Source organism: Streptomyces tibetensis, from assembly GCF_007655005.1.
Classification (GTDB): domain Bacteria; phylum Actinomycetota; class Actinomycetes; order Streptomycetales; family Streptomycetaceae; genus Streptomyces; species Streptomyces tibetensis.
The window spans coordinates 30,285-50,220 of the sequence record NZ_SZVW01000009.1 but is presented as its reverse complement, the minus strand read 5'-3'; the positions used below and the strand labels follow the sequence as shown (position 1 = coordinate 50,220).

General features: G+C 70.6%; 18 protein-coding genes and 2 tRNA genes. 2 read left to right on the top strand and 18 right to left on the bottom strand.

Features of this window, described 5'->3' with window-relative positions:
- Positions 1–28: 28 nt before the first annotated feature.
- The 10 genes from FDO69_RS16650 to FDO69_RS41200 form a co-directional block, all read right to left on the bottom strand.
- Positions 29–101 (bottom strand) — tRNA-Ala (locus tag FDO69_RS16650).
- Between the two features lie 122 nt (positions 102–223).
- The gene (locus tag FDO69_RS16645; RefSeq protein WP_006136074.1) at positions 224–457 is read right to left on the bottom strand and encodes a hypothetical protein; all 234 of its coding nucleotides are present in this window, start codon (positions 455–457) and stop codon (positions 224–226) included.
- A gap of 3 nt (positions 458–460) precedes the next feature.
- A complete protein-coding gene (locus FDO69_RS16640) occupies positions 461–634 on the bottom strand; it encodes a hypothetical protein (RefSeq protein WP_104780615.1) in 174 nt (57 codons plus the stop codon).
- A 200-nt stretch (positions 635–834) separates the two neighbouring features.
- Positions 835–907 (bottom strand) — tRNA-Ala (locus FDO69_RS16635).
- 97 nt (positions 908–1,004) lie between these two features.
- Positions 1,005–1,673 carry a histidine phosphatase family protein gene (locus tag FDO69_RS16630; protein ID WP_104780614.1) on the bottom strand — a complete coding sequence of 223 codons (669 nt, stop codon included), beginning with the start codon at positions 1,671–1,673 and terminating at the stop codon, positions 1,005–1,007.
- A complete protein-coding gene (gene rsfS / locus FDO69_RS16625; protein WP_053669099.1) occupies positions 1,670–2,116 on the bottom strand; it encodes a ribosome silencing factor in 447 nt (148 codons plus the stop codon). The genes FDO69_RS16630 and rsfS overlap by 4 nt, the downstream gene beginning before the upstream one ends.
- Positions 2,117–2,221: 105 nt before the next feature.
- Positions 2,222–3,931 carry an LCP family protein gene (locus FDO69_RS16620; protein WP_104780613.1) on the bottom strand — a complete coding sequence of 570 codons (1,710 nt, stop codon included), beginning with the start codon at positions 3,929–3,931 and terminating at the stop codon, positions 2,222–2,224.
- A gap of 16 nt (positions 3,932–3,947) precedes the next feature.
- Entirely contained in the window at positions 3,948–4,514 is a 567-nt protein-coding gene (gene nadD, locus FDO69_RS16615; protein WP_389827937.1) for a nicotinate-nucleotide adenylyltransferase, read from the bottom strand.
- A 262-nt stretch (positions 4,515–4,776) separates the two neighbouring features.
- Complete coding sequence (locus FDO69_RS41205; protein WP_003990192.1) at positions 4,777–4,941, bottom strand: hypothetical protein; 165 nt, start codon at positions 4,939–4,941, stop codon at positions 4,777–4,779.
- 164 nt (positions 4,942–5,105) lie between these two features.
- Entirely contained in the window at positions 5,106–5,264 is a 159-nt protein-coding gene (locus tag FDO69_RS41200) for a hypothetical protein (protein ID WP_167526620.1), read from the bottom strand.
- Between the two features lie 123 nt (positions 5,265–5,387).
- On the opposite strand from FDO69_RS41200, the gene FDO69_RS16610 reads away from it, so the two are divergent.
- Positions 5,388–6,509, top strand: coding sequence for a M48 family metallopeptidase (locus FDO69_RS16610; RefSeq protein ID WP_104780611.1), 1,122 nt, complete (start codon positions 5,388–5,390; stop codon positions 6,507–6,509).
- A gap of 45 nt (positions 6,510–6,554) precedes the next feature.
- On the opposite strand, the gene FDO69_RS16605 is transcribed toward FDO69_RS16610, so the two are convergent.
- The 5 genes from FDO69_RS16605 to proB form a co-directional block, all read right to left on the bottom strand.
- Entirely contained in the window at positions 6,555–7,625 is a 1,071-nt protein-coding gene (locus FDO69_RS16605) for an SCO2583 family membrane protein (protein ID WP_104780610.1), read from the bottom strand.
- A gap of 89 nt (positions 7,626–7,714) precedes the next feature.
- The gene (locus tag FDO69_RS16600) at positions 7,715–8,287 is read right to left on the bottom strand and encodes an SCO2584 family spore wall biosynthesis protein (protein ID WP_442802778.1); all 573 of its coding nucleotides are present in this window, start codon (positions 8,285–8,287) and stop codon (positions 7,715–7,717) included.
- 194 nt (positions 8,288–8,481) lie between these two features.
- Positions 8,482–9,768 carry a glutamate-5-semialdehyde dehydrogenase gene (locus FDO69_RS16595; protein WP_104780608.1) on the bottom strand — a complete coding sequence of 429 codons (1,287 nt, stop codon included), beginning with the start codon at positions 9,766–9,768 and terminating at the stop codon, positions 8,482–8,484.
- A 72-nt stretch (positions 9,769–9,840) separates the two neighbouring features.
- A complete protein-coding gene (locus FDO69_RS16590) occupies positions 9,841–10,299 on the bottom strand; it encodes a hypothetical protein (RefSeq protein WP_104780607.1) in 459 nt (152 codons plus the stop codon).
- A gap of 134 nt (positions 10,300–10,433) precedes the next feature.
- Positions 10,434–11,561, bottom strand: a complete 1,128-nt coding sequence (gene proB / locus FDO69_RS16585; RefSeq protein ID WP_104780606.1) for a glutamate 5-kinase — start codon at positions 11,559–11,561, stop codon at positions 10,434–10,436.
- Between the two features lie 635 nt (positions 11,562–12,196).
- Between proB and FDO69_RS16580 the strand changes: the two genes are divergently transcribed.
- Positions 12,197–14,230 (top strand): hypothetical protein, encoded by a 2,034-nt coding sequence (locus FDO69_RS16580; protein WP_167526619.1) that lies wholly within the window; start codon positions 12,197–12,199, stop codon positions 14,228–14,230.
- Between the two features lie 60 nt (positions 14,231–14,290).
- On the opposite strand, the gene FDO69_RS16575 is transcribed toward FDO69_RS16580, so the two are convergent.
- From FDO69_RS16575 to FDO69_RS16565, 3 genes are all read right to left on the bottom strand, one after another.
- Entirely contained in the window at positions 14,291–15,499 is a 1,209-nt protein-coding gene (locus FDO69_RS16575) for a glycosyltransferase family 2 protein (RefSeq protein ID WP_104780605.1), read from the bottom strand.
- A gap of 203 nt (positions 15,500–15,702) precedes the next feature.
- Positions 15,703–17,817: a CDP-glycerol glycerophosphotransferase family protein gene (locus tag FDO69_RS16570; RefSeq protein ID WP_234387969.1), complete on the bottom strand. Its 2,115-nt coding sequence runs from the start codon at positions 17,815–17,817 to the stop codon at positions 15,703–15,705.
- Between the two features lie 173 nt (positions 17,818–17,990).
- Entirely contained in the window at positions 17,991–19,487 is a 1,497-nt protein-coding gene (locus FDO69_RS16565) for a bifunctional cytidylyltransferase/SDR family oxidoreductase (protein WP_104780603.1), read from the bottom strand.
- Positions 19,488–19,936: the final 449 nt, after the last annotated feature.

The following is a 19,936-nucleotide window of genomic DNA, read 5'->3' as shown; positions in this document are numbered from 1 at the left end:
ATCGGATGGCCCGCCTTCTCATCTGCTGTGGAGCTAAGGAGAATTGAACTCCTGACCTCCTGCATGCCATGCAGGCGCTCTACCAACTGAGCTATAGCCCCTTGCTGTGCTCCGCCCGGTTTCCCCGGCGGCGAAGCCAACATTACTGGTCCTGCGGGCCCAACACCAAATCGGTTTCACCTCGCCCGATATGACCGTTTTGTCGACCCCGAGACTTCGTGCGTCAGGCCGTGACGAACGAATAGAACCGCTTGAGCGTGCAGTGCTCCTCCAGGAGCCGGCCGTAGATCGGCTCGCCCTCCAACTCGCGGTACGTCTCGATCGGGTCGCCTTTTATGATCAGCGCCCGCGCGCATTCCTCGCACCAGTACTGGTAGTCGGGATTGATCGGCTCCATGTCGCGGACGATCGGAGTCCCGCTGCCACACCAGTCGCACTTCCGCCTGTGTGCACCCATCGATCAGCTCCAGCTGTGGCCGCAGGCCGTGCACACGTAGGAAATCCCGCCGTTGTCGCCGAGCATCTGGGCCACGTGCGCGGAACCGCAGGAAGGGCAGCTGAGTCGGGTGGACATGTCCCGTGTGAACGCTGCTTCGAGGAGGTGGTCGACCTCCTCGAGGATGCTCGCAGGCATCACTACTCCTCCCGTCGGGCCGCGCCCCCTTCCGGCCGTTTGATTCTGCCACGGCCGGACCAATACGGTCAGCGACGCCTCAGTACCAGTCCGGACACGCCACCCGGCGGGGCCGTAGAGGTATACGCCTCAGCAAGCCCGAGTGACTCAAGCCGGAGTACGAAAAATCCCGCCCCCACACCGGGAACGGGATCTTGACGTGGAGCTAAGGAGAATTGAACTCCTGACCTCCTGCATGCCATGCAGGCGCTCTACCAACTGAGCTATAGCCCCTCACACGCGGCGGAGCCGCATGTTGTTCTGTTGCCCCGCTGGCGGGGCGAACAAGAAGAACTTTAGCCTGCGACCTGCCGGAAAGTGAAATCCGGGGTCAGTCGTCGTCGCCGAGCACCGGTTCGGGCAGGGTGCCGGCGTTGTGCTCCAGCAGGCGCCAGCCGCGGGCGCCTTCACCGAGCACGGACCAGCAGCAGTTGGAGAGTCCGCCGAGGCTCTCCCAGTTGCGGGGGTCGAGACCCAGCAGGCGGCCGATGGTGGTGCGGATCGTGCCGCCGTGGCTGACCACGACGAGCGTGCCGTCCTCGGGGAGCTTCTCGGCGTGCCGGAGCACCACCGGGGCCGCGCGGTCGGCGACCTCGGTCTCCAGTTCGCCGCCACCCCGGCGCACCGGCTCGCCGCGCTTCCACGCGGCGTACTCCTCGCCGTACCGGGCGATGATCTCCGCGTGCGTCAGGCCCTGCCAGACGCCCGCGTAGGTCTCCCGCAGCCCCTCGTCGTGGGTGACGTCGAGGCCGGTGAGTGTGGCGAGCTCGGCGGCCGTGGCCGCTGCGCGCCGCAGGTCGGAGGCGACCATGGCGTCCGGCCTCAGGGAGGCGAGCAGCCGGGCGGCACGGCGGGCCTGGGCGAGGCCGGTCCCGGTCAGCTCGACGTCCGTGCTGCCCTGGAAGCGGCGCTCCACGTTCCACGAGGTCTGGCCGTGCCGCCAGAGGATGATGCGACGGCCACGGCCCTTCCCGGCGGACGCCTCACGGGAGGAGGTCACCGCCAGTCACCGTCCAGTTCCGCCTCCTCCTCGGCCGCCCGCAGCTTGGCGTGCTCCTCGGCCTTGCCGCGGGTGGCCTTGGCCTCCTCGGGCAGGTCGAGCTCGGGGCAGTCCTTCCACAGGCGCTCCAGGGCGTAGAAGACGCGCTCCTCGCTGTGCTGGACGTGTACGACGATGTCGACGTAGTCGAGCAGCACCCAGCGGGCCTCGCGGTCGCCCTCGCGGCGTACCGGCTTCGCGTCGAGTTCCTTCGAGAGGCGCTCCTCGATCGCGTCGACGATCGCCTTGACCTGGCGGTCGTTGGGCGCGGAGGCCAGCAGGAAGGCGTCCGTGATGGACAGCACGTCACTGACGTCGTAGGCGACGATGTCGTGGGCCAGCTTGTCGGCGGCCGCCTGGGCGGCGGTGTTGATCAGCTCGTGAGAGCGGTCGGTCACGGTCACTACAAGGCTTTCGGTCGGCGGACTCTTGACACCCAAGGGTCTCACGGACCGCCGCGGGCCCCCCACGCGATAACGGGAATCACATGGGGAGCGCGCTCCCGCCGGTCAGCCGGCGGACGGCTTGTAGTCCTGGCCGAGGACCACGAAGACGTCGGCACTCGCGGAGATCTTGCCCTTGGTGACGGATCCCGCGGGCAGGCCCAGGGTCTTGGCGACCTCGGCGGCGTTCGCCTTGTCGGCGGCGTCGGCGTACACGACCTCGGAGGTGGCCCGGGCGGTGCCGGTGCCGCTCTCCAGGAAGGTGAAGCCGCCGTTGAGGAGCACGACGCGGGCCTTCTCGGTGTTGTCCTTGACGCCGGTGGCGTTCTGGACGGAGACACTCACGGCGGCGTCCCTGTCGGGGCTCTTGGCGGTGCCGCCGAGGACGTTCTTGACGACCCCCGCGCTCGCCTGGGCGCTGAGCGTGCCGTCGTTCCGGACGGGCAGCAGGTCGGTCTTGACGTCGCCGCCCTTGGCGAGGTCGGAGAGCCCGGCGAGGAAGGTGCCGAGGTCCTTGTCGGTGAGGGACGGGTCGAGAATCTGGGCGAGGGTCTGGATGGTGGTCGTCGCGGCCTGCGGGTCGGAGGACATCTTGCGCAGCACGCCCTGCATGACCTGCCCGAAACGCTCCAGCTGGGCGTTCTGGGCCTCGCCGGGAGCGCGGTAGGTGGCGTAGGCGACCGCCATCTTGCCGCTGAGGGTCTGGTCCCGGCCCTTGTTGACCAGGGGGGCCTCGCCCTTCTTCTTGGCCGCGGGGTCGGGGACCTCGGCGTCGGTGTCGACGTCGATGTTGCCGACCAGGTCGACGAGGTTCTGCAAGTAGGGCGTGTCCAGGCGCCAGGTGCCCTCGATGTCGGTGCCGAGGACCGTGTCGAGCGCGTCGCGGGTGCCGTCGGAGCCGTCGTCCTCGACCGACTTGGCGAGCGTCGTCGTGGTGCCGTCGTCGCTGGTCAGGGCGAGGGAGTTGGGCAGCAGGACGGTGGTGCCCCGCTCGGTGGTGGTGTTGTCGACGAGCAGGGCCGTGGAGGTGCCGCCGCCCTTGGTGTCGTGCAGGTGGACGACGATCACATCGCGCTTCTGGGCGCCCGCGGCCGTCGCCGTGCCCTCCTTGGAGTCCTCGGAGGACAGGCCGGGCAGCTTCCCCGCGTACCAGAGCCAGCCGACGCCGCCGGCCGCGACGAGCGCGAGGACGACCGTCAGGGCGACGATCCGGCTGCGGGCCCGGCGCCGGGCCTCCTCGCGGCGTTCGGTGCGGTTCTCGGTGAACTTCAGCCAGTCGATGACGTCTTCGGAGTTGGCGTCCGGTTCCTCGACGAAGGCGAACTGCTCGGTGTGGTACTCCCGTTGCGGTTCGGCGGGAGTGTCCCGGTCGTGGACCGGGCCGGCCTGCTGCGGGATGTGGGCGGTCTGCTGGGTCGGCTGTTCCGCCACGCGGGGCTGCCGGCCGGTGGCGCCGGCGGCGGCCTGGCCGTAGGGGTCGTGCGGGGCGCCCTGCGCGGGTCCGCCCTGCTGCGGGGCGGTGCCGTACGGGTCGTAGGAGCCGTAGTCGGAGGCGGGCTCGCCGGTGCCGTAGCCGTACGCGGACGGGGGCTGTTGCGCCGTCTGCGCGTACGGGTCGTAGCCGTAGCCCTGCTGGTACTGCTGGGCGTACGGGTCGTACGTCTGCTGCTGGGTCTGGACCTGCCGGTAGACCGGCCGGCCGTACTCGTCGTAGCCGACGAGCTCGTACGGGTCGGCGCCGTGGTCCGCGGCCCCCGCGTCGTATCGGTCGTTCACCGGTGCCCCTCTCGGCTCACTCGCCGCGGTACAGCTCGCGCTTGTCGATATAGCGCACGACACCGTCCGGCACCAGGTACCAGATCGGATCGCCCTTGGCGACTCTCGCACGGCAGTCGGTGGAGGAGATGGCCAGGGCGGGAACCTCCACCAGCGAGACGCCGCCCTCCGGGAGCCCGGAGTCGTCCAGGTGGTGGCCCGGCCGGGTGGCTCCGATGAAGTGCGCCAGGGAGAACAGCTCCTCGCTGTCCCGCCAGGTCAGGATCTGGGCGAGTGCGTCGGCGCCGGTGATGAAGAACAAATCCGTGTCGGGGTTGAGCGCGCGCAGGTCGCGCAGGGTGTCCACGGTGTAGGTGGGGCCGCCGCGGTCGATGTCGATGCGGCTGACGGAGAACTGCGGGTTCTCGGCGGTCGCGATGACCGTCATCAGGTAGCGGTCCTCGGCCGGGGAGACGCTGCGGTGGGTCTTCTGCCAGGGCTGGCCGGTCGGGACGAAGACCACCTCGTCGAGGTGGAACGCCGCGGCGACCTCGCTGGCCGCCACCAGGTGCCCGTGGTGGATCGGATCGAAGGTGCCGCCCATGACGCCGAGCCGGCGCTTGCCCGGCCGTGCAGGACCCTCTGCGGTGCCGTCGGTGCGGGGGGCCGTCGCGGAGACACGGCGGGGCTCCGAGTGTCGCTCGGTGCCGCTCGCCGTCTCCTGTGCCGGGTCGTACGGCGTCTTGTTCGCCGGACCGGTAGGCATGTCCTGCTCTCCCATGCGTGCAGACCCTACCGGCCCTGCCTGAGGGCTCCGGCCGCCCCCGTGGTCCCCCGGGCATCCTCGGCGGGATGCCCCGCCGGTCTCAGCGGTCGCGGTTGAAGCGGGTGGTGATCCACAGCAGGAGCAGCAGGATGAAGAGGGCGCCGCCGCCGGTGAGGTAGGGGCTGAGGCTCTCGTGGTTTCCGCCGTGCTCTTCGCCCTCGGCGGCGAGGGTGACCAACTGGGCAGCGGTGCTGTGGAAGCTCATCTTCGGCAGGACCTATCGCGTGAGGGCGGGTTAAAGACGTCGGCTCATCGTAAGCGGGCGCCCGTTCCGCGATCACCCCGACTCCGCTTGTTCGTGCCGCGGGCGGCCACGCGTGCCGCCGCCCGGCCCGGCCCCGAAGCCCGGCGGGGAACCTTCGTGTGGCCTCAGTCGTCCTTCCGTCTGTAGCCACGCAGCAGGAACCACGCGGTCAGCGCACAGCCCAGGATCATCACGATCAGCACGATCCGCAGCATCCCCGGCCCTTGTCCCTCGGCGGCGTTCGCGGCCCCGGCGAGCCAGGCGGATACGGGGTGGTGCTCCATGGCGGTGGTCTCCTTCGCTGTACTGCCCGACCACCGTAACTCCGCCTAGGCTGGGCTCCGCCTCGGGGAAGCAAAAGGCCGCACAAAGGGCCGCAAAGGTCACACCAGACGCTGGGGGAAGACATGTCCGACGGCCACGAGCAGCAGGGACACGAGCGCGTGCCGAGCAGGCAGCGCAGGCGCTTCCCCGGGATCTCCTCGCGTACGTACGAGCACCCGGCCGACCGTTCCGCCCTGGTGGCGCTGCGCAAGCTGAGCGGTTTCGACACGGTGTTCAAGGCGCTCAGCGGTCTGCTGCCCGAGCGCAGTCTGCGGCTGCTGTTCCTGTCCGACTCGGTGCGTGTCTCGGACCAGCAGTTCGCGCACTTGAACGTGATGCTGCGGGACGCCTGCTACATCCTGGACCTGGAGAAGGTCCCGCCGATGTACGTGAACCAGGACCCGCAGCCGAACGCGATGTGCATCGGTCTGGACGAGCCGATCATCGTCGTCACCACCGGCCTCGTCGAGCTGCTGGACGAGGAGGAGATGCGGGCGGTCGTCGGGCACGAGGTGGGGCACGCGCTGTCCGGGCACTCCGTCTACCGGACGATCCTGCTGTTCCTGACGAGCCTCGCCGTCCGGGTCGCCTGGATCCCCCTGGGCAATCTCGCGATCATGGCGATCGTGACCGGCCTGCGGGAGTGGTTCCGCAAGTCGGAGCTGTCCGCGGACCGCGCGGGGCTGCTGGTCGGGCAGGACCTCCAGGCCTCGATGCGGGGTCTGATGAAGATCGCGGGCGGCAACCACCTGCACGAGATGAACGTGGACGCGTTCCTGGCCCAGGCCGAGGAGTACGAGGCCGGGGGTGACCTGCGTGACTCCGTGCTGAAGATCCTCAACGTGCTGCCCCGCTCGCACCCCTTCACCACCGTGCGGGCGGCCGAGCTGAAGAAGTGGGCGGAGTCGCGGGACTTCCAGCGGATCATGGACGGCCACTACCCGCGGCGCGACGAGGACAAGGACACCTCGGTCCGGGACTCCTGGCGGGATTCGGCGAACCACTACACCTCCCACGTGAAGAGCTCCAAGGACCCGCTGATGAAGCTGGTCACGGACCTCGCGGGCGGCGCCGGCGACCTGGGCGACCGGGTCCGCCGCGGCTTCAACGGCTTCACGACCGCGCCCCCGAAGCCGCCTCAGGGGCCGGAGACGGACCCGTCCGACCCTTCGGGTGACGACCGGCCGCCGCGCGACGAGAGCTAGCCGCCACAAGGCCGCCTACCGGGCCCGGGGCTCTTCAGGGCCCCCTCACACCTTCGGCTGCGCGCTCGTCGCCAGGGAGCCGCACAGGGCCGTCGCGCCGCCCGTGGCGTAGGGATCGGTGCCCGCGGGGCCGCCCTCCTTGGCCGTCTGGCCGGCCAGCAGGGGCCGGAGGTGGTTCGTGGAGTCCTCGGCGCAGGACAGGGGCCCGGCCTGGACGTAGGAGACCACCAGCTGGGCCTGGTGCAGCCGCAGGTCGTCGCGGTCGAAGCGGAAGTGCAGCTCGCGCCGGAGAGTGAACAGGGACACCTCGTTCTTGTCACCGTCCCCGGCCGCCCGCAGCGCGTACACGAACGTGTGGTCGGCGGTGACCTCCAGCGTCGACGCGTCGGTCTCGGCGGCCTGCAACGTGCCCTGGACCCGGACCTTCCGGTCGGCGAGCTCGGCGCGTGAGGGGTCGAAGCGCACCAGCCAGCCGGTGGGCGCGTGGCGTCCGTCGGCGGTGGGGCGGGCGAAGCTCTGGTCGAACTGGTCCAGTTGGTCGGGGTCGAGCAGCACGCGGACGGCGCGGACCTCACCGCCCGTGAGGACCTCGGGGTCCAGGGCCGAGCGGACGATGTAGTCCTTGGCGGTGGACAGGGCGCTCACGACCTGGCTGTCCGAGAAGTGCGCGGTGCGCCGCGAGGCGGGCAGGGGCACCCCCTCCGCGCCGGTCCGGAACTGTGCGGCGGGGCTGTGCTCGTACAGGTAGGCCGGATCCGCCGTGCCGGGCACCTTGCCCTCGGGGGCGAGCGGGATGACGGTCATCCGCAGGGGCTCGACGGGCTCCCGGGCGGCGGGGGTCTGGTAGGGGTGCCGTACGCCCATGTAGATCGCGGTACCGAAGGCGACGGCGATCAGCAGGACGAGGACCAGGGCCTGCCGGGACAGGCCCCGGCGCAGCGGCCGGCGGCGTCGGACCGCGGGGGCGTGGTCGGCGATGCGCTCCTGCGCGGAGAACTCCTGGAGGCGGGCAGCACGGACGAACGACTCGTCGAACACGACGGATCGGTACTCGTCCTCGCCACCTCCGGGGGCGCCCTCCGGAGGCCCCTCAGGTGGGTTTCCAGGCCCGCCCATATCTTCAGGGTAGGTCGCCGGAAGCTCGGGTAAACGCCCGGCTGCTCCGCAAGTTCTGACAGGTTCTCACCAAGATGGGCGGGTTCCGGTCAGGGGCTGTGGGGGATCACCGAGACGGCCGGCGGGGAGTACTCGGCGGAAGTCGAGGGGGCCACCGCGCTGCCCTGTTCCAGCCCGGTCGAGGCGGGCGGCGGCGCGGGCTCCTCGCGCTCCGAGGACGCACCCCGGTAGACCGCCGTGAAGGCCAGGGCGACCATGCCGATCCCCATCACCAGGGCGAGCAGCCAGGCGACGGGGCGGTGCCAGCGCACCTGTCTGGAGTACGGCCCGGTGCCGTCGTAGTGGTCCTCGAGGACGTCGGGGTCGTCGAACTCGTCGAGGCCGGGATCATGACCGAACACGCCCCGCCCGTCCGGGCCGTACCCGTCGTAGCGCTCGCCTCTGGGGTGGGCCCGGCGGGCCTCGGCCTCGGAGGCCTCGGCTCTCGCCTGTGCGGCGGCCAGGAGGCGCTCCACCGCGGTCGGCTCGTGCACCACGGCCGCGCGTACGAAGGCCTCGTCGAAGACCACGGAGGCGAACTCTTCGTCCGACACCCCGCGGTCGTGGTCGTCGTCGGGCTCCCGGCCGTCCGGAAACGGCGTGCCCCCCACGTCCTCCGGCACGGATCCAGAGTAGACCTGGGGGGTCATTTTGGGCAGACGGTATGGAGATTCATCCGCCGGTCGAGACGGCTTCCGCGGGGCGCCGGAGGGCGCACGCCCGCCCGGCACTCCTCTCGTGCGCATCTGCGCCACCCGGGTGACCCTGCACGGGCATGCGACGGTGCGCATACCCGTACTGGCCCGGTGAGCACGGCTCAGCGCCTGACGTGCCCGTCCCCGGTGACGATGTACTTCGTGCTGGTCAGCTCCGGCAGGCCCATGGGGCCACGGGAGTGCAGCTTCTGCGTGGAGATGCCGATCTCGGCGCCGAAGCCGAACTGGCCGCCGTCGGTGAAGCGGGTGGAGGCGTTCACGGCGACGGTGGTGGAGTCGACCAGCTGGGTGAAGCGGCGGGCGGCCTGCTGGGAGGTCGTGACGATGGCCTCCGTGTGTCCGGAGGTCCACAGCCGGATGTGCTCGACGGCCTTGTCCAGCGAGTCCACGACCGCCGCGGCGATGTCGTACGACAGGTACTCGGTCTCCCAGTCCTCGGCCGTCGCCTCGACGACGGTGGCCTTGGAGTCCTTGGCATAGGCCTGCACGCGCTCGTCGGCGTGCACGGTGACCCCGGCCTCCGCGAGGGCGTCCAGGGCGCGGGGCAGGAACTCCGCGGCGATGTCCTGGTGGACCAGAAGGGTCTCGGCGGCGTTGCAGACGCTGACGCGGTGGGCCTTGGAGTTGATGAGGATCTCGACGGCCATGTCGAGGTCGGCCTGGGCGTCGACGTAGACGTGGCAGTTGCCGGTGCCGGTCTCGATGACCGGGACGACGGACTCCTGGACGACCGTGTTGATCAGGGAGGCGCCGCCGCGCGGGATGAGCACGTCGACCAGGCCGCGGGCGCGCATCAGTTCGCGCACGCTGTCGCGGCTCTCGCCGGGGACGAGCTGGACGGCGTCGGCGGGCAGCCCGGCCCCGCCGACGGCGTCGCGCAGGACGCGCACGAGGGCGGTGTTGGACCGGTAGGCCGAGGAGGAGCCGCGCAGCAGGACCGCGTTGCCGGACTTCAGGCACAGGGCGGCGGCGTCGACGGTGACGTTCGGCCGGCCCTCGTAGATGATCCCGACGACGCCGAGCGGCACGCGGACCTGGCGCAGGTCGATGCCGTTGGGCAGCGTGGAGCCGCGCACGACCTCACCGACCGGGTCGGGCAGCGCTGCCACGTCGCGCACGTCGGAGGCGATGGCGCGGATCCGCTCGGGGGTGAGCGTGAGCCGGTCGATCATGCCCTCGCCGATGCCGGCCTCGCGGGCCCTGGCGACGTCCTCGGAGTTGGCCTCGACGATCTCGCTCGTACGGACCTCCAGCGCGTCCGCGATGGCGAGCAGCGCGTCGTCCTTCTCGGCCCGGGGCAGCGGCGCGAGGGTCGCGGCGGCGGCCTTGGCGCGGTAGGCGGCCTCGGTGACCGGGGACATGGAGTCGTACGGAGAGAGCGTGGTCATGAGGGAAGGGTAGTCCGCCGGGCCGCTCGGTTCATCGTTCGTTCCACAGCGCGAGACACTTCGTGGAACGGGTCAAAACGGGTGGACGCCGACCGGGGACGCCGGCGGCGGACCGTACCCCTCGGCGATGCGCTGGTGGTAGGTCGCGCGGTCGATGACCTCCAGGCCGACGATCTCCCAGGGCGGCAGCCCGGCGGTCTGCCGGTGCTCGCCCCACAGGCGCAGGGCGACGGCGGCCGCGTCGTGCAGGTCGCGGGCCTCCTCCCAGTAGCGGATCTCCGCGTGGTCGACCGCGTACCGGCTGGTCAGGAAGAAGGGATGGTCGTGGGCGAGCTGCTCCAGGGCGCGCCGGACCTCGGGGAGCGGGGCCTCCTTGCCGGAGACGCTGAGGGTGACGTGCCACAGGCGTGGGGTGTCCACGGGTTCCTCACCCTCGAACCGGTCCCCGGCCGCCACGCTGGTCAGGGCGCGCTCCTCGCCGGCCGCGCGGGAGCCGGCACCACCGCGGGACCCCTGAGTCCCCGGGCGCACTCGTCTCACGACGGCCTCCTTTGCACAGTGGCGCTGCTGCGGAATAGGTCCCCGAGACAAAGTTGAGCAGGCCGCAAGGGATCGCGTGGCGGTTTTGCGGAACGTCCACCACCGGGGGCGGACGTTTCGACACATTAGGGGTGCAGGACCACCAGGTCGTCCCTGTGTACGACCTCGCGTTCGTACGCGGGTCCGAGGTCGCGGGCCAGTTCCCGGGTGGAGCGGCCGATCAGCCGGGGAATCTCCTTGGCGTCGAAGTTGACGAGCCCCCGGGCCACCGCGTGCCCCGTGCCGTCCCGCAGCTCGACCGGGTCGCCGGCGCTGAACTCGCCCTCGACGGCGGCGATACCGGCCGGCAGCAGCGACTTGCGGCGGTCCACGACGGCCTGCACGGCGCCGTCGTCCAGCGTCAGCGCGCCCTGCGGGGTGGAGGCGTGCTGGAGCCAGAGCAGCCGGTCGGCGGAGCGCTTGCCGGTGGGGTGGAAGAAGGTGCCCGTGTCCTGGCCGGTCAGCGCGTCGGCGGCGTGGACGGTGCTGGTGAGGACGACGGGGACGCCGGCGGCGGCCGCGATCCGGGCGGCCTCGACCTTGGTGACCATGCCACCGGTGCCGACGCCGGCCTTGCCGGTGCTGCCGATCTCGACGTCCGCGAGGTCGGAGGGGTCGCGCACCTCGCCGATGCGGGAGGTGCCGGGTTTGGCGGGGTCCCCGTCGTAGACGCCGTCCACGTCGGACAGCAGGACCAGCAGGTCGGCGTGGACGAGGTGGGCGACCAGGGCGGCGAGGCGGTCGTTGTCGCCGAAGCGGATCTCGTCGGTGGCGACGGTGTCGTTCTCGTTGACGATCGGGAGGGCGCCCATCGCGAGCAGCTTGTCGAGGGTGCGCGAGGCGTTGCGGTGGTGCGAGCGGCGGCTCATGTCGTCGGAGGTCAGCAGGACCTGCCCCACGCGGACGCCGTAGCGGGCGAAGGAGGCTGTGTAGCGGGCGACCAGCAGGCCCTGGCCGACGCTGGCGGCGGCCTGCTGCCGGGCGAGGTCCTTGGGGCGGCGGCGCAGGCCGAGCGGGGCGAGGCCGGCGGCGATGGCGCCCGAGGAGACCAGGACGATCTCGCGCTCCCCACCGCTGCGGACCTTGGCCAGGACGTCGACCAGCGCGTCCACGCGGTCCGCGTCCAGGCCGCCCGAGGCGGTGGTCAGCGAGGAGGACCCGACCTTGACGACGATTCTGCGGGCCTCGCCCGCGGCCTGCCTTGCCCCTGCCACGTCGCCGTCCGTCCCCTCGCGTCGATTCGCTCCCTCACCAGGAAATCTACGGGACGGCCGGACCGGATGCGGCTGCGGTCCACGCTACGGACGGTGCCGTCCGCGTCACGGGCGGGCGCAGCCGCCCTTCCCTTTCCCTTCCGGCGGCTCGGCCCCACTCAAGGGCGGAAGCCGAGCCTCCGCCCCCTCGGCTCACGACAGGAGCCGATCACCGTCTCCTCGACACCACGAAGGGGAGCCGATCGCCGTCTCCTCGACACCACGAAGGGGAGCCGGTCAGCGTCTCCTCGACACCACGAAGGGGAGCCGATCGCCGTCTCCTCGACACCACGAAGGGGAGCCGGTCAGCGTCTCCTCGACACCACGAAGGGGAGCCGATCGCCGTCTCCTCGACACCACGACGGGGAGCCGATCAGCCGCCCTCCCGGCTCGGCTTCTCCTACGGCCGGAAACCGACCTTCCGCCTGTTCCGGGCCCAGCCCACGACAGGAACAGGATCTTCCGCTACGGTCCGACGACACGCCTGACGGCAACCGCCCCCACGCCCCGGCGACACGCGCGTGTCGTCGGGAGGCCGCCGCGCGTTAACCCGGACGGCCGACCTGCGCCGACCCGACGCTCCTGGAGTGACCGCAGTGCCCGTACCTCTCCCCCGTCAGCAGGCCCTCCTCAAGGGGCTGGTCACCGTCGTCCTGGCCGCCGCGTTCGCCGCACAGGCGGTCGCGGCGCTGCTGCCCCACGTCCCGCTGCTGATCGCCGCGACGGTCGTCTCCCTGGCCACCGAGGGCGTCCTGTACCGGTGGCAGCGTGGGGTGCTGTCGCTGTTCGCCAAGTCGCACGCGGACGTCACCGTGCGCCAGGTCGTGCGGGACCTGCTGCTGGTCGTGGCCCTGCTGCGGCTGGGCGAGCAGGACCGGGAGACGGTGTACGCCCCGCTGGTGGCCGGGCTGCTCGTCTGCTACGTGCTGCACTGCGCGATCCAGGCGGTCTCCGTACTGGTGCGCCGCACCCGCACCCTGCCGGTGCTGACCCGGAACATCGACGCCTCGGCGCTGCGGCTGTCCCCGGCCCCGTCCGTGCTGCTGCGCCGTCCCGGCCAGCGGCTGCTGGTGTTCGGCCTGCCGGCGACGGCCGGGCTGCTGGCCAGCACGCCGGGCGACCGTCCGGTGTACGCGGCGGCGGGCATCGCGCTCTCCCTCGCCCTCGGACTGACCGGCCTCGGCGCGCTGCTGCTCCGGCTGCTGCCGGGCCGCCGTCCGGCGGACGAGCAGGAGGTGCTCGAGTGGTTCGACGCGTGGCTGGCCGCGTACCGGCCGACCGCCGGCCTGTACTTCTCCGGCGGCGCCGCCTCGGCCTACCAGGCGAACATGTGGCTGGAGCCGCTCGCCGGTATCGAGGGCAGGCCGGTCATCATCCTGCGCGAGCGGTTCATGGTGCAGAAGATCGCGGCGACGGACATCCCGATCGTCTGCCTGCCGAAGGTGTCGACGCTGATGCGCCTGGAACACTCCACGCTCCAGGTCCTCATCCACCCCTCGAACTCCGGCAAGACCTCCCAGGTGCTGCGCATCCCCACCATCAGGCACACCTTCGTCAACCACGGCGAGAGCGACAAGCTGTCCTCGTGCAACCCGTACGCGAAGGCGTACGACGAGGTGTGGGTGGCCGGGCCCGCCGCGCGCGAGCGGTACGCCCTGGCCGAGGTCGGGGTCGAGGACAAGGACGTGGTGGAGACCGGCCGCCCGCAGCTGGACGGCGTGCTGCCCTACGCCGGACCGCCGACCGGGGACTGGACGACCGTGCTGTACGCGCCGACCTGGGAGGGCTGGGACGGCAACCCCGGCAACACGTCGGTGATCGCGGCCGGGGAGAACCTGGTGCGGGCGCTGCTCGCGGACCCCGGCGTGCGGCTGCTGTACAAGCCGCATCCGCTGACGGGTTCGGTGGACCCGCGCGCGGGCGCGGCCGATCTGCGGATCCGGGAGCTGATCCGGGCGGCCAACCGGGAGCGGGCGGCGACGCACGCCTCCGACAGCGCGGAACTCGCCCGCCGCACCGCCGAGCTGGACCGGCTCACCACGTCGGTCTTCCGCTCCGGGGCCGACACCGTGGAGCGGATGCTGGTGCAGTCGGCGCCGGAGCCGGGCCGCGCGAAGGCCGTGGCACAGGCGACGGCCGCATGGGAGGAGGCCTACTGGGCCTCGCTGCCGGCGGGTGAGCACCAGATCGTCACGGCCGCCCGGCCCGCGCTGTACTCCTGCTTCAACGTGGCCGACCTGCTGATCAGCGATGTGTCGAGCGTGATCAGCGACTTCCTGGCGAGCGAGAAGCCGTACGCGGTGGCCAACACCAGCGGGCTGTCCGAGGAGGCCTTCCGTACGGCGTTCCCGACGGTGGTGGCGGCGACGGTGCTGACGCCGGACGCCGCCGGGGTGCCGGACCTGCTGGAGACGGTCCGCCACCCGGAGCGCGACGAACTGGCCGAGGCTCGTGCCGAGCTGAAGCTGCGTCTGCTGGGCCCTGCGGAGCCGACGTCTCAGGAACGCTTCAACGAGGCCGTCCGGGCGCTGAGCGCGGAGGCCCGGGAGCACCGGGCACGGGTGACGGAGCGGCTGGCCGCGGTGCCCGGTCAGCGCACCGGGACCGCACTCCCGACCGCACCACGCTGAGCGGCACCGGGACCGCAATCCCGACCGCACCACGCTGAGCGCACCGGCCCCTCACGTCGGTCACGCCGCGTGCCGTACTTCCCGGGACGTCAGCACCCGGCGGGCCTTGCGTACCGCCCGGCGCATGAACGTGTCGATGCCGCCCTCTCGGTACCCCGGGAAGGCGCGGGCCTCCCGGGGCTCGGCGAGGTAGACCGAGTCGGGGACTTGGGCGGCGCGGTCCCGGAAGTGCGGGTAGGCCAGGTACACACGGCGGCCCTTCCTCTCCAGGAGGGCCGCCGCCTGCTTCTTGCTCTTGACGAACTTCACGACGTCCGGGAGCAGTTCGGCACGCTGCTCGGCGACCAGGTGCAGCCGCAGCCGCTCGTGGACCTTGAGGCGCTGGGCGACGCCCTCGGTCCAGTAGGTGTCCATCAGCGGCTTGGCCAGCTCGAACTTGTGCCGCCGTATCTCCTCGCTGTCGGTCAGGTACTTGGGCCCGAACTGGGGCAGCAGCGTGACGAGGAAGGGCCGGACCATCAGCTGGTCGCGCCGGCCGCCCGCGGGGACGAGCTCGGCGATGAGGTCCATCAGAGCCCGCGCGGAGTCGAAGCGCAGCGTGTAACTGCCGCTCTTGGTCACGTGCTTGCCGTCGTCGCGGCCCACCAGGTAGTAGCAGGTGTGGTCGGCGACCACGGACACGCCGTCCGCCCGCAGGTACGCCTCCATGGTGAACAGCGCGTCCTCGCCGGTGAACAGCGACTCGTCGAAGCGCATGCCGTGCCGGTCGAGCAGCGCGCGGCGGAACAGCTTCTGCGCGCTGAGCGTGAACTTGATGTTGGAGGAGAAGACGTCCGTCCGCTCCACCGTCGCACCCCACATGGACTTCGGTGCCGAGCGGTTGACGCCCTCGACCTTGCCGAGCACCACGTCCGTGCCGGCACGGTCGGCCATGGCGACCATCCGCTCCAGGGCCTCGGGGCCCAGCCGGTCGTCGGCGTCGAGGAAGAACACGTAGCGCCCGGTGGCCTTCCCCAGGCCCACGTTGCGCGGGCCGCTGGGGCCGCCGGAGTTCTCCTGCCGGATCACCAGCACGTGCATGGGAGCCCGCTCGGCGAACTCCTCCAGGTACTCCCCTGTCCCATCCGTCGAACCGTCGTCCACCGCGATGACCTCGACGCGCGTCGGATCGATGGTCTGTGCCTCGACGGACGAGAGGCACTCGATCAGATACGGCATCGCTTCGTACGCACCGATGATCACACTCACATCAGGCTGCGTCACGGTCACGTTTCCCCCTAGTCAATGGGATATTCCCCCCCGTATCGCCTCATTCGCTACTTGATAGACGGGTGATCGAGGCAAGCGGTTGCCTCGCACACGGGTGTTAGTGGGACACGTCACACAGTGGTCCGACAGGTCCGGGAAAGGGAAAGAGTTCGGCCCCGAGGAGAAGCTCCTCGGGGCCGAACTCTTCAGTCAGCGGCGGCGGTTCAGGCCGTGCCGACACCGTCCGTGTCACCGGCGGCGGGCACCCGCTGGCCGGGCACGGCGTTCGCCAGCTCGGCCTCGGTCTCCGCGAGGGCGGCAGCGTCCCGTGACTGCTGGCCGACGTTGCGCGTCTCGGCCTTGAGGGCGAGGTTCGCGACGGCGGTGTTGAACTGCTCCAGCGAGGTCGGCTCGTCCGGACCCAGCAGGTACTGCTTGAGCTCCTTGCGGTCCCCGGCCAGCGGGTCGGCGTCCGGGGCGCGGACCGCACCCAGCAACTCGCCCAGCTCGTCGGCGCTGTTGGACAGGATCACCGCGGCACGCACCGCCGTGTTGTTCCGCTTGAACTCCTCGACGCCCACCCCGGCGGAGTCCGTGACCGCGTACGGCTTGCCGCTCGCGATGAAGTCGGAGACCACGCTGGAGATGTCGGAGACCATCGCGTCGGAGACGTTGAAGCAGTCGTACAGCCGCGGCTCGGCGCCCGTGATGACGCGGTGCTCCCAGGACGGGAAGGAACGCCAGTAGGCGTCGTTCCACTCGGCGCGCAGCCGGGCGACCTCCTCGTGCCGGGCGACGTCGACCAGCCCGTCACGGGTGGCCACGGCCTCGTCGCCACGGTCGCCGCCGGAGCCGGACAGCTGCGCGAGCCGGGCCTGGATCCGGTCCAGCTCGGCCTTGGCCTGCGCCTGGGCGGCGGTGTCGGCGACGAACCGCGTGTTGATGGCCCGCTCGGCCGCGGCCTTCTGCACCAGGGCGGTGATCCGCCGGTGCGCGGCGCCGGCCTCCTTGCTGACGTTGCCCGTGAAGGGGTGCGGCTTGTACAGGACGCGGACCGGCGGGTCGGCCTGCACCAGCTGCTGCACGATGTTCTCGCCGGCCAGCACGACCGAGGTGTTGCCCGGGTTGCCGTCCCAGCCCTCCCAGGTGGGGGCGTACAGCACCGTGGGGATGCGCCCGTCGGGCACGCCCTGCCAGGTCTGGATCGGGGCGAGCTGCGGGCGGCCGACCTCGACGATGTCGTCGTCGCGGACACCGACGTCGGCGATGGCGTAGCGGTCGCGGCCCGCGCGGCCGGCCGTCCACACCTCGTCGTAGACCTTGCTGTACGGGTTGACGCTGGCGAGCTTGTCGCTGTCGCCGTGGCCGATGAAGACGTGCTTGATGGTGGGCACGCGCAGCATGTGGATGTTCTTGCCGACGTTGGCCGCGTAGAGCGCGACGCGCACCGTGGACAGGTCCATGTTCATCAGGTGCACCCCTCCGGGCACGCAGATGACGGGGACCGTGGTGGGCGCCAGATTGTTCAGGATGGCCCGCTCACGCAGGATGATCAGCGGCTTGGACTCCAGCTTCTCCATGGTGTCGAGCCACATGTTGACCTGGTAGGCGGAGTCCTTGGAACCGGAGAAGTACAGGACCGTCTCCGGCTTGTACTCAGCCAGCCAGTCGTCGACGGCGGCCAGGACCTTCTCGGCCTTCGGCGGGACCTTCCGGCCGCGCACGAACGGCACGAGCGCCAGGACGTACAGGGTGGCCAGGGCCACCGTGACGCCGATGCCGATGAAGCCGACCAGGGCCGACTTCACCTGGGCGGCGAGCAGGATGCCGACGACGGCCGCGAGGTCGAGGTGGAGCATCTTCTCGGCCGAGCGGTGCAGCAGCTTGCGCGGCGGGGCGTCCGGGATGCGGATGCGGGAGGCCAGGTCGACGTTGCGGGTGGCGACCGGCATGCGGCGGCGGTTGCGGATCAGCTGGACCAGCGCGCCGTGCGGGGCCTGCAGGCCGTAGAAGGCGATGAAGCAGGCGATCGCCCCGTAGTAGATCAGGTTGTCCGCGAGGGACAGCCGGGCCAGCAGCAGGACGAGCAGCAGCTGCCGTATCAGGAAGCGGATCGACAGTCCGGCCCGCACCTTGCCGAGGCGGTTGATCAGGTAGCTGCCCTTGCGGTGCAGATAGTGGTCCGCCAGGTACGTCACGGCGGCCGCTGCCGCGAAGGCGGGAACGCTCGGGACGAGCGCGGCCAGCATGAGGGCGGGGAAGCCCGCCACCATGAGAACCGCCGCGGCCAGCTGGGCCGCGCTGCCCACCCGGGCGACGCGAATAGCGGTGGATATCACGGATAAACCTGCTCTTGGGAGGGGTGTGCCGGTCTTGTTCGAGAATGCGGCTGGTCTGTGAATATTCGCGAGACTGTATGGATTCAGGCCCCTGCGAAACCTCCTGCACACGGAAAGCCGTTTACAGGAGGGCGCAGAGGCCTGAATTACTGAGGTCTATTTGGCGCCAATTATTACACGCCGTCCTGCCGGTCCAGCACCGTGGCCAGGGCCTGCTCGAAGCCGGAGGCCCGGGCCGCGCCGGCCGTCGGGTCCTGCTGGCGGACGTCGATGACGTGGCCGGTGAGCTCGGAGAGCAGCACGTCGAGGGAGGTGCGGGCCACGGCCTCGGAGGAGAGCAGGGAGCCCGAGGGCTCCTGGCCGAAGGCCTTGGTGCGCATGGGCGTGGCGGTGCGCTCGGGGTTGATGCAGTTGACGCGGACGCCGTCGCCGGCCCACTCGTCGGACAGGGCCTGGGTGAGGTTCACCATGGCGGCCTTGGTGGAGGAGTACAGGCTGTACTCGGCACGGCCGCGGGTGTAGCTGCTGGAGGTGTAGAGCAGCAACTGGCCCTTGGTCTCGGACAGGTACTTGTACGAGGACCGGGCGATCTGGACCGGGGCCAGGTAGTTGACCTTCAGCGCCTCCTCGATGGTGGCGTTGTCGGTCTCGGCGAGCTTGCCTATGCGCAGCACGCCGGCGGTGTTGACCACGTAGTCGATGCGGCCGGTCTCGGCGTACGCCTTGGACAGGGCGTCGTCGACCTCTTCGGGGTTCTCGACGTGGGTGCCGGTGGTGGAGCGGCCCAGCGCGTAGACCTTGGCGCCGTAGGACTCGGCGAGCTCGGCGATGTCCTTGCCGATGCCGTAGCTGCCGCCGAAGACGACCATGGTCTTGCCGGTCAGCAGCTCGCGGTAGGCCTCCTCGGAGACCTGCTCGGGCGCGGCCGTGGAGGCGAGCTGGAAAAGCTTGTCGGCGATGAAGACGTCGACGGGCTGGGTGACCTTCATGTTGTACTCGTCACCCGCGACGACGTGGATCGGCACGTCCGGCAGGTACTTGAGCACGACGGAGCAGTCGTCGGTCGCCTGGAAGTTGGGGTCGCCGGCGGCGACCTCGTAGGCCCGCTTGATCGTGGACAGCTTGAAGGCCTGCGGCGTCTGGCCGCGGCGCAGCCGGGAGCGGTCCGGGATCTCGGTGATGAACTCGCCGTCCTCGCCGTGCGTGCGCGTGACGATGATGGTGTCCGCGGACGGGATGGCCACGTCGACGGCCTGGAAGCGCTCCAGCGCGACGACACAGTCTTCGATGACGCGCTGCGAGAGCAGGGGGCGCACGGCGTCGTGGAAGAGGACGTTGGCGTCCTCGCCCTCGGCCAGGCCCTCGCCCAGCGCGGCGATGGCGCGCTCGGTGGTCTCGTTCCTCGTGGAGCCGCCCTCGATGATCTTCGAGACCTTCTGGAAGCCGGCCTTCGCGACGATCTTCTCGATGTCGGGCACGTAACCCGGCGCCATCAGCACGATGATGTCGTCGATCGAGTCGGTGTTCTCGAAGGTGGTCAGCGTGTGCTCGATGACTGCCTTGCCGGCGATCTTCAGCAGCTGCTTGGGGATCGACAGACCCACGCGCTGGCCGGTGCCACCGGCCAGGATCACTGCGGTGGTACGGGGCTTGGCTATGTGCTGGGACACAGGTGACCTACCTTGGGGCGACAGGGAACTCGGAAATGGTCCCACTTGTGGTTACCGCGATGCAAGGTGAGCGCCCTCCACCGCATATGTGCGCGCCACCTCTCATTCACCTGACGACACTGGTGATTGCGGACGGTTGCGCGAGCTGCGGGAAATTACGCTGTGAGTAACTGCACAGAAGCTCAAGCACGGCGGAGCCGCACGGGACGGCGGTGACCGGGGGCCTTCACGGGTTCCTCGGACGATGTCCAGTGCACGGTACGCGCTTTGGGGGCGCCCCGCGTACCGCGCCCGCCGCCCGCGGGGCCGGGCACGGGGGTCCCGGTGCGTGGATCTCCACTTCCCGGTGCACACGGCTGCACATGTTCTTCATGCCGGCCGGCCGCGAATACGGCTCTCCCCGCGGCTCATTGCCACGGAATTCCTCGTTGCGATTGCGCAGCATTTCG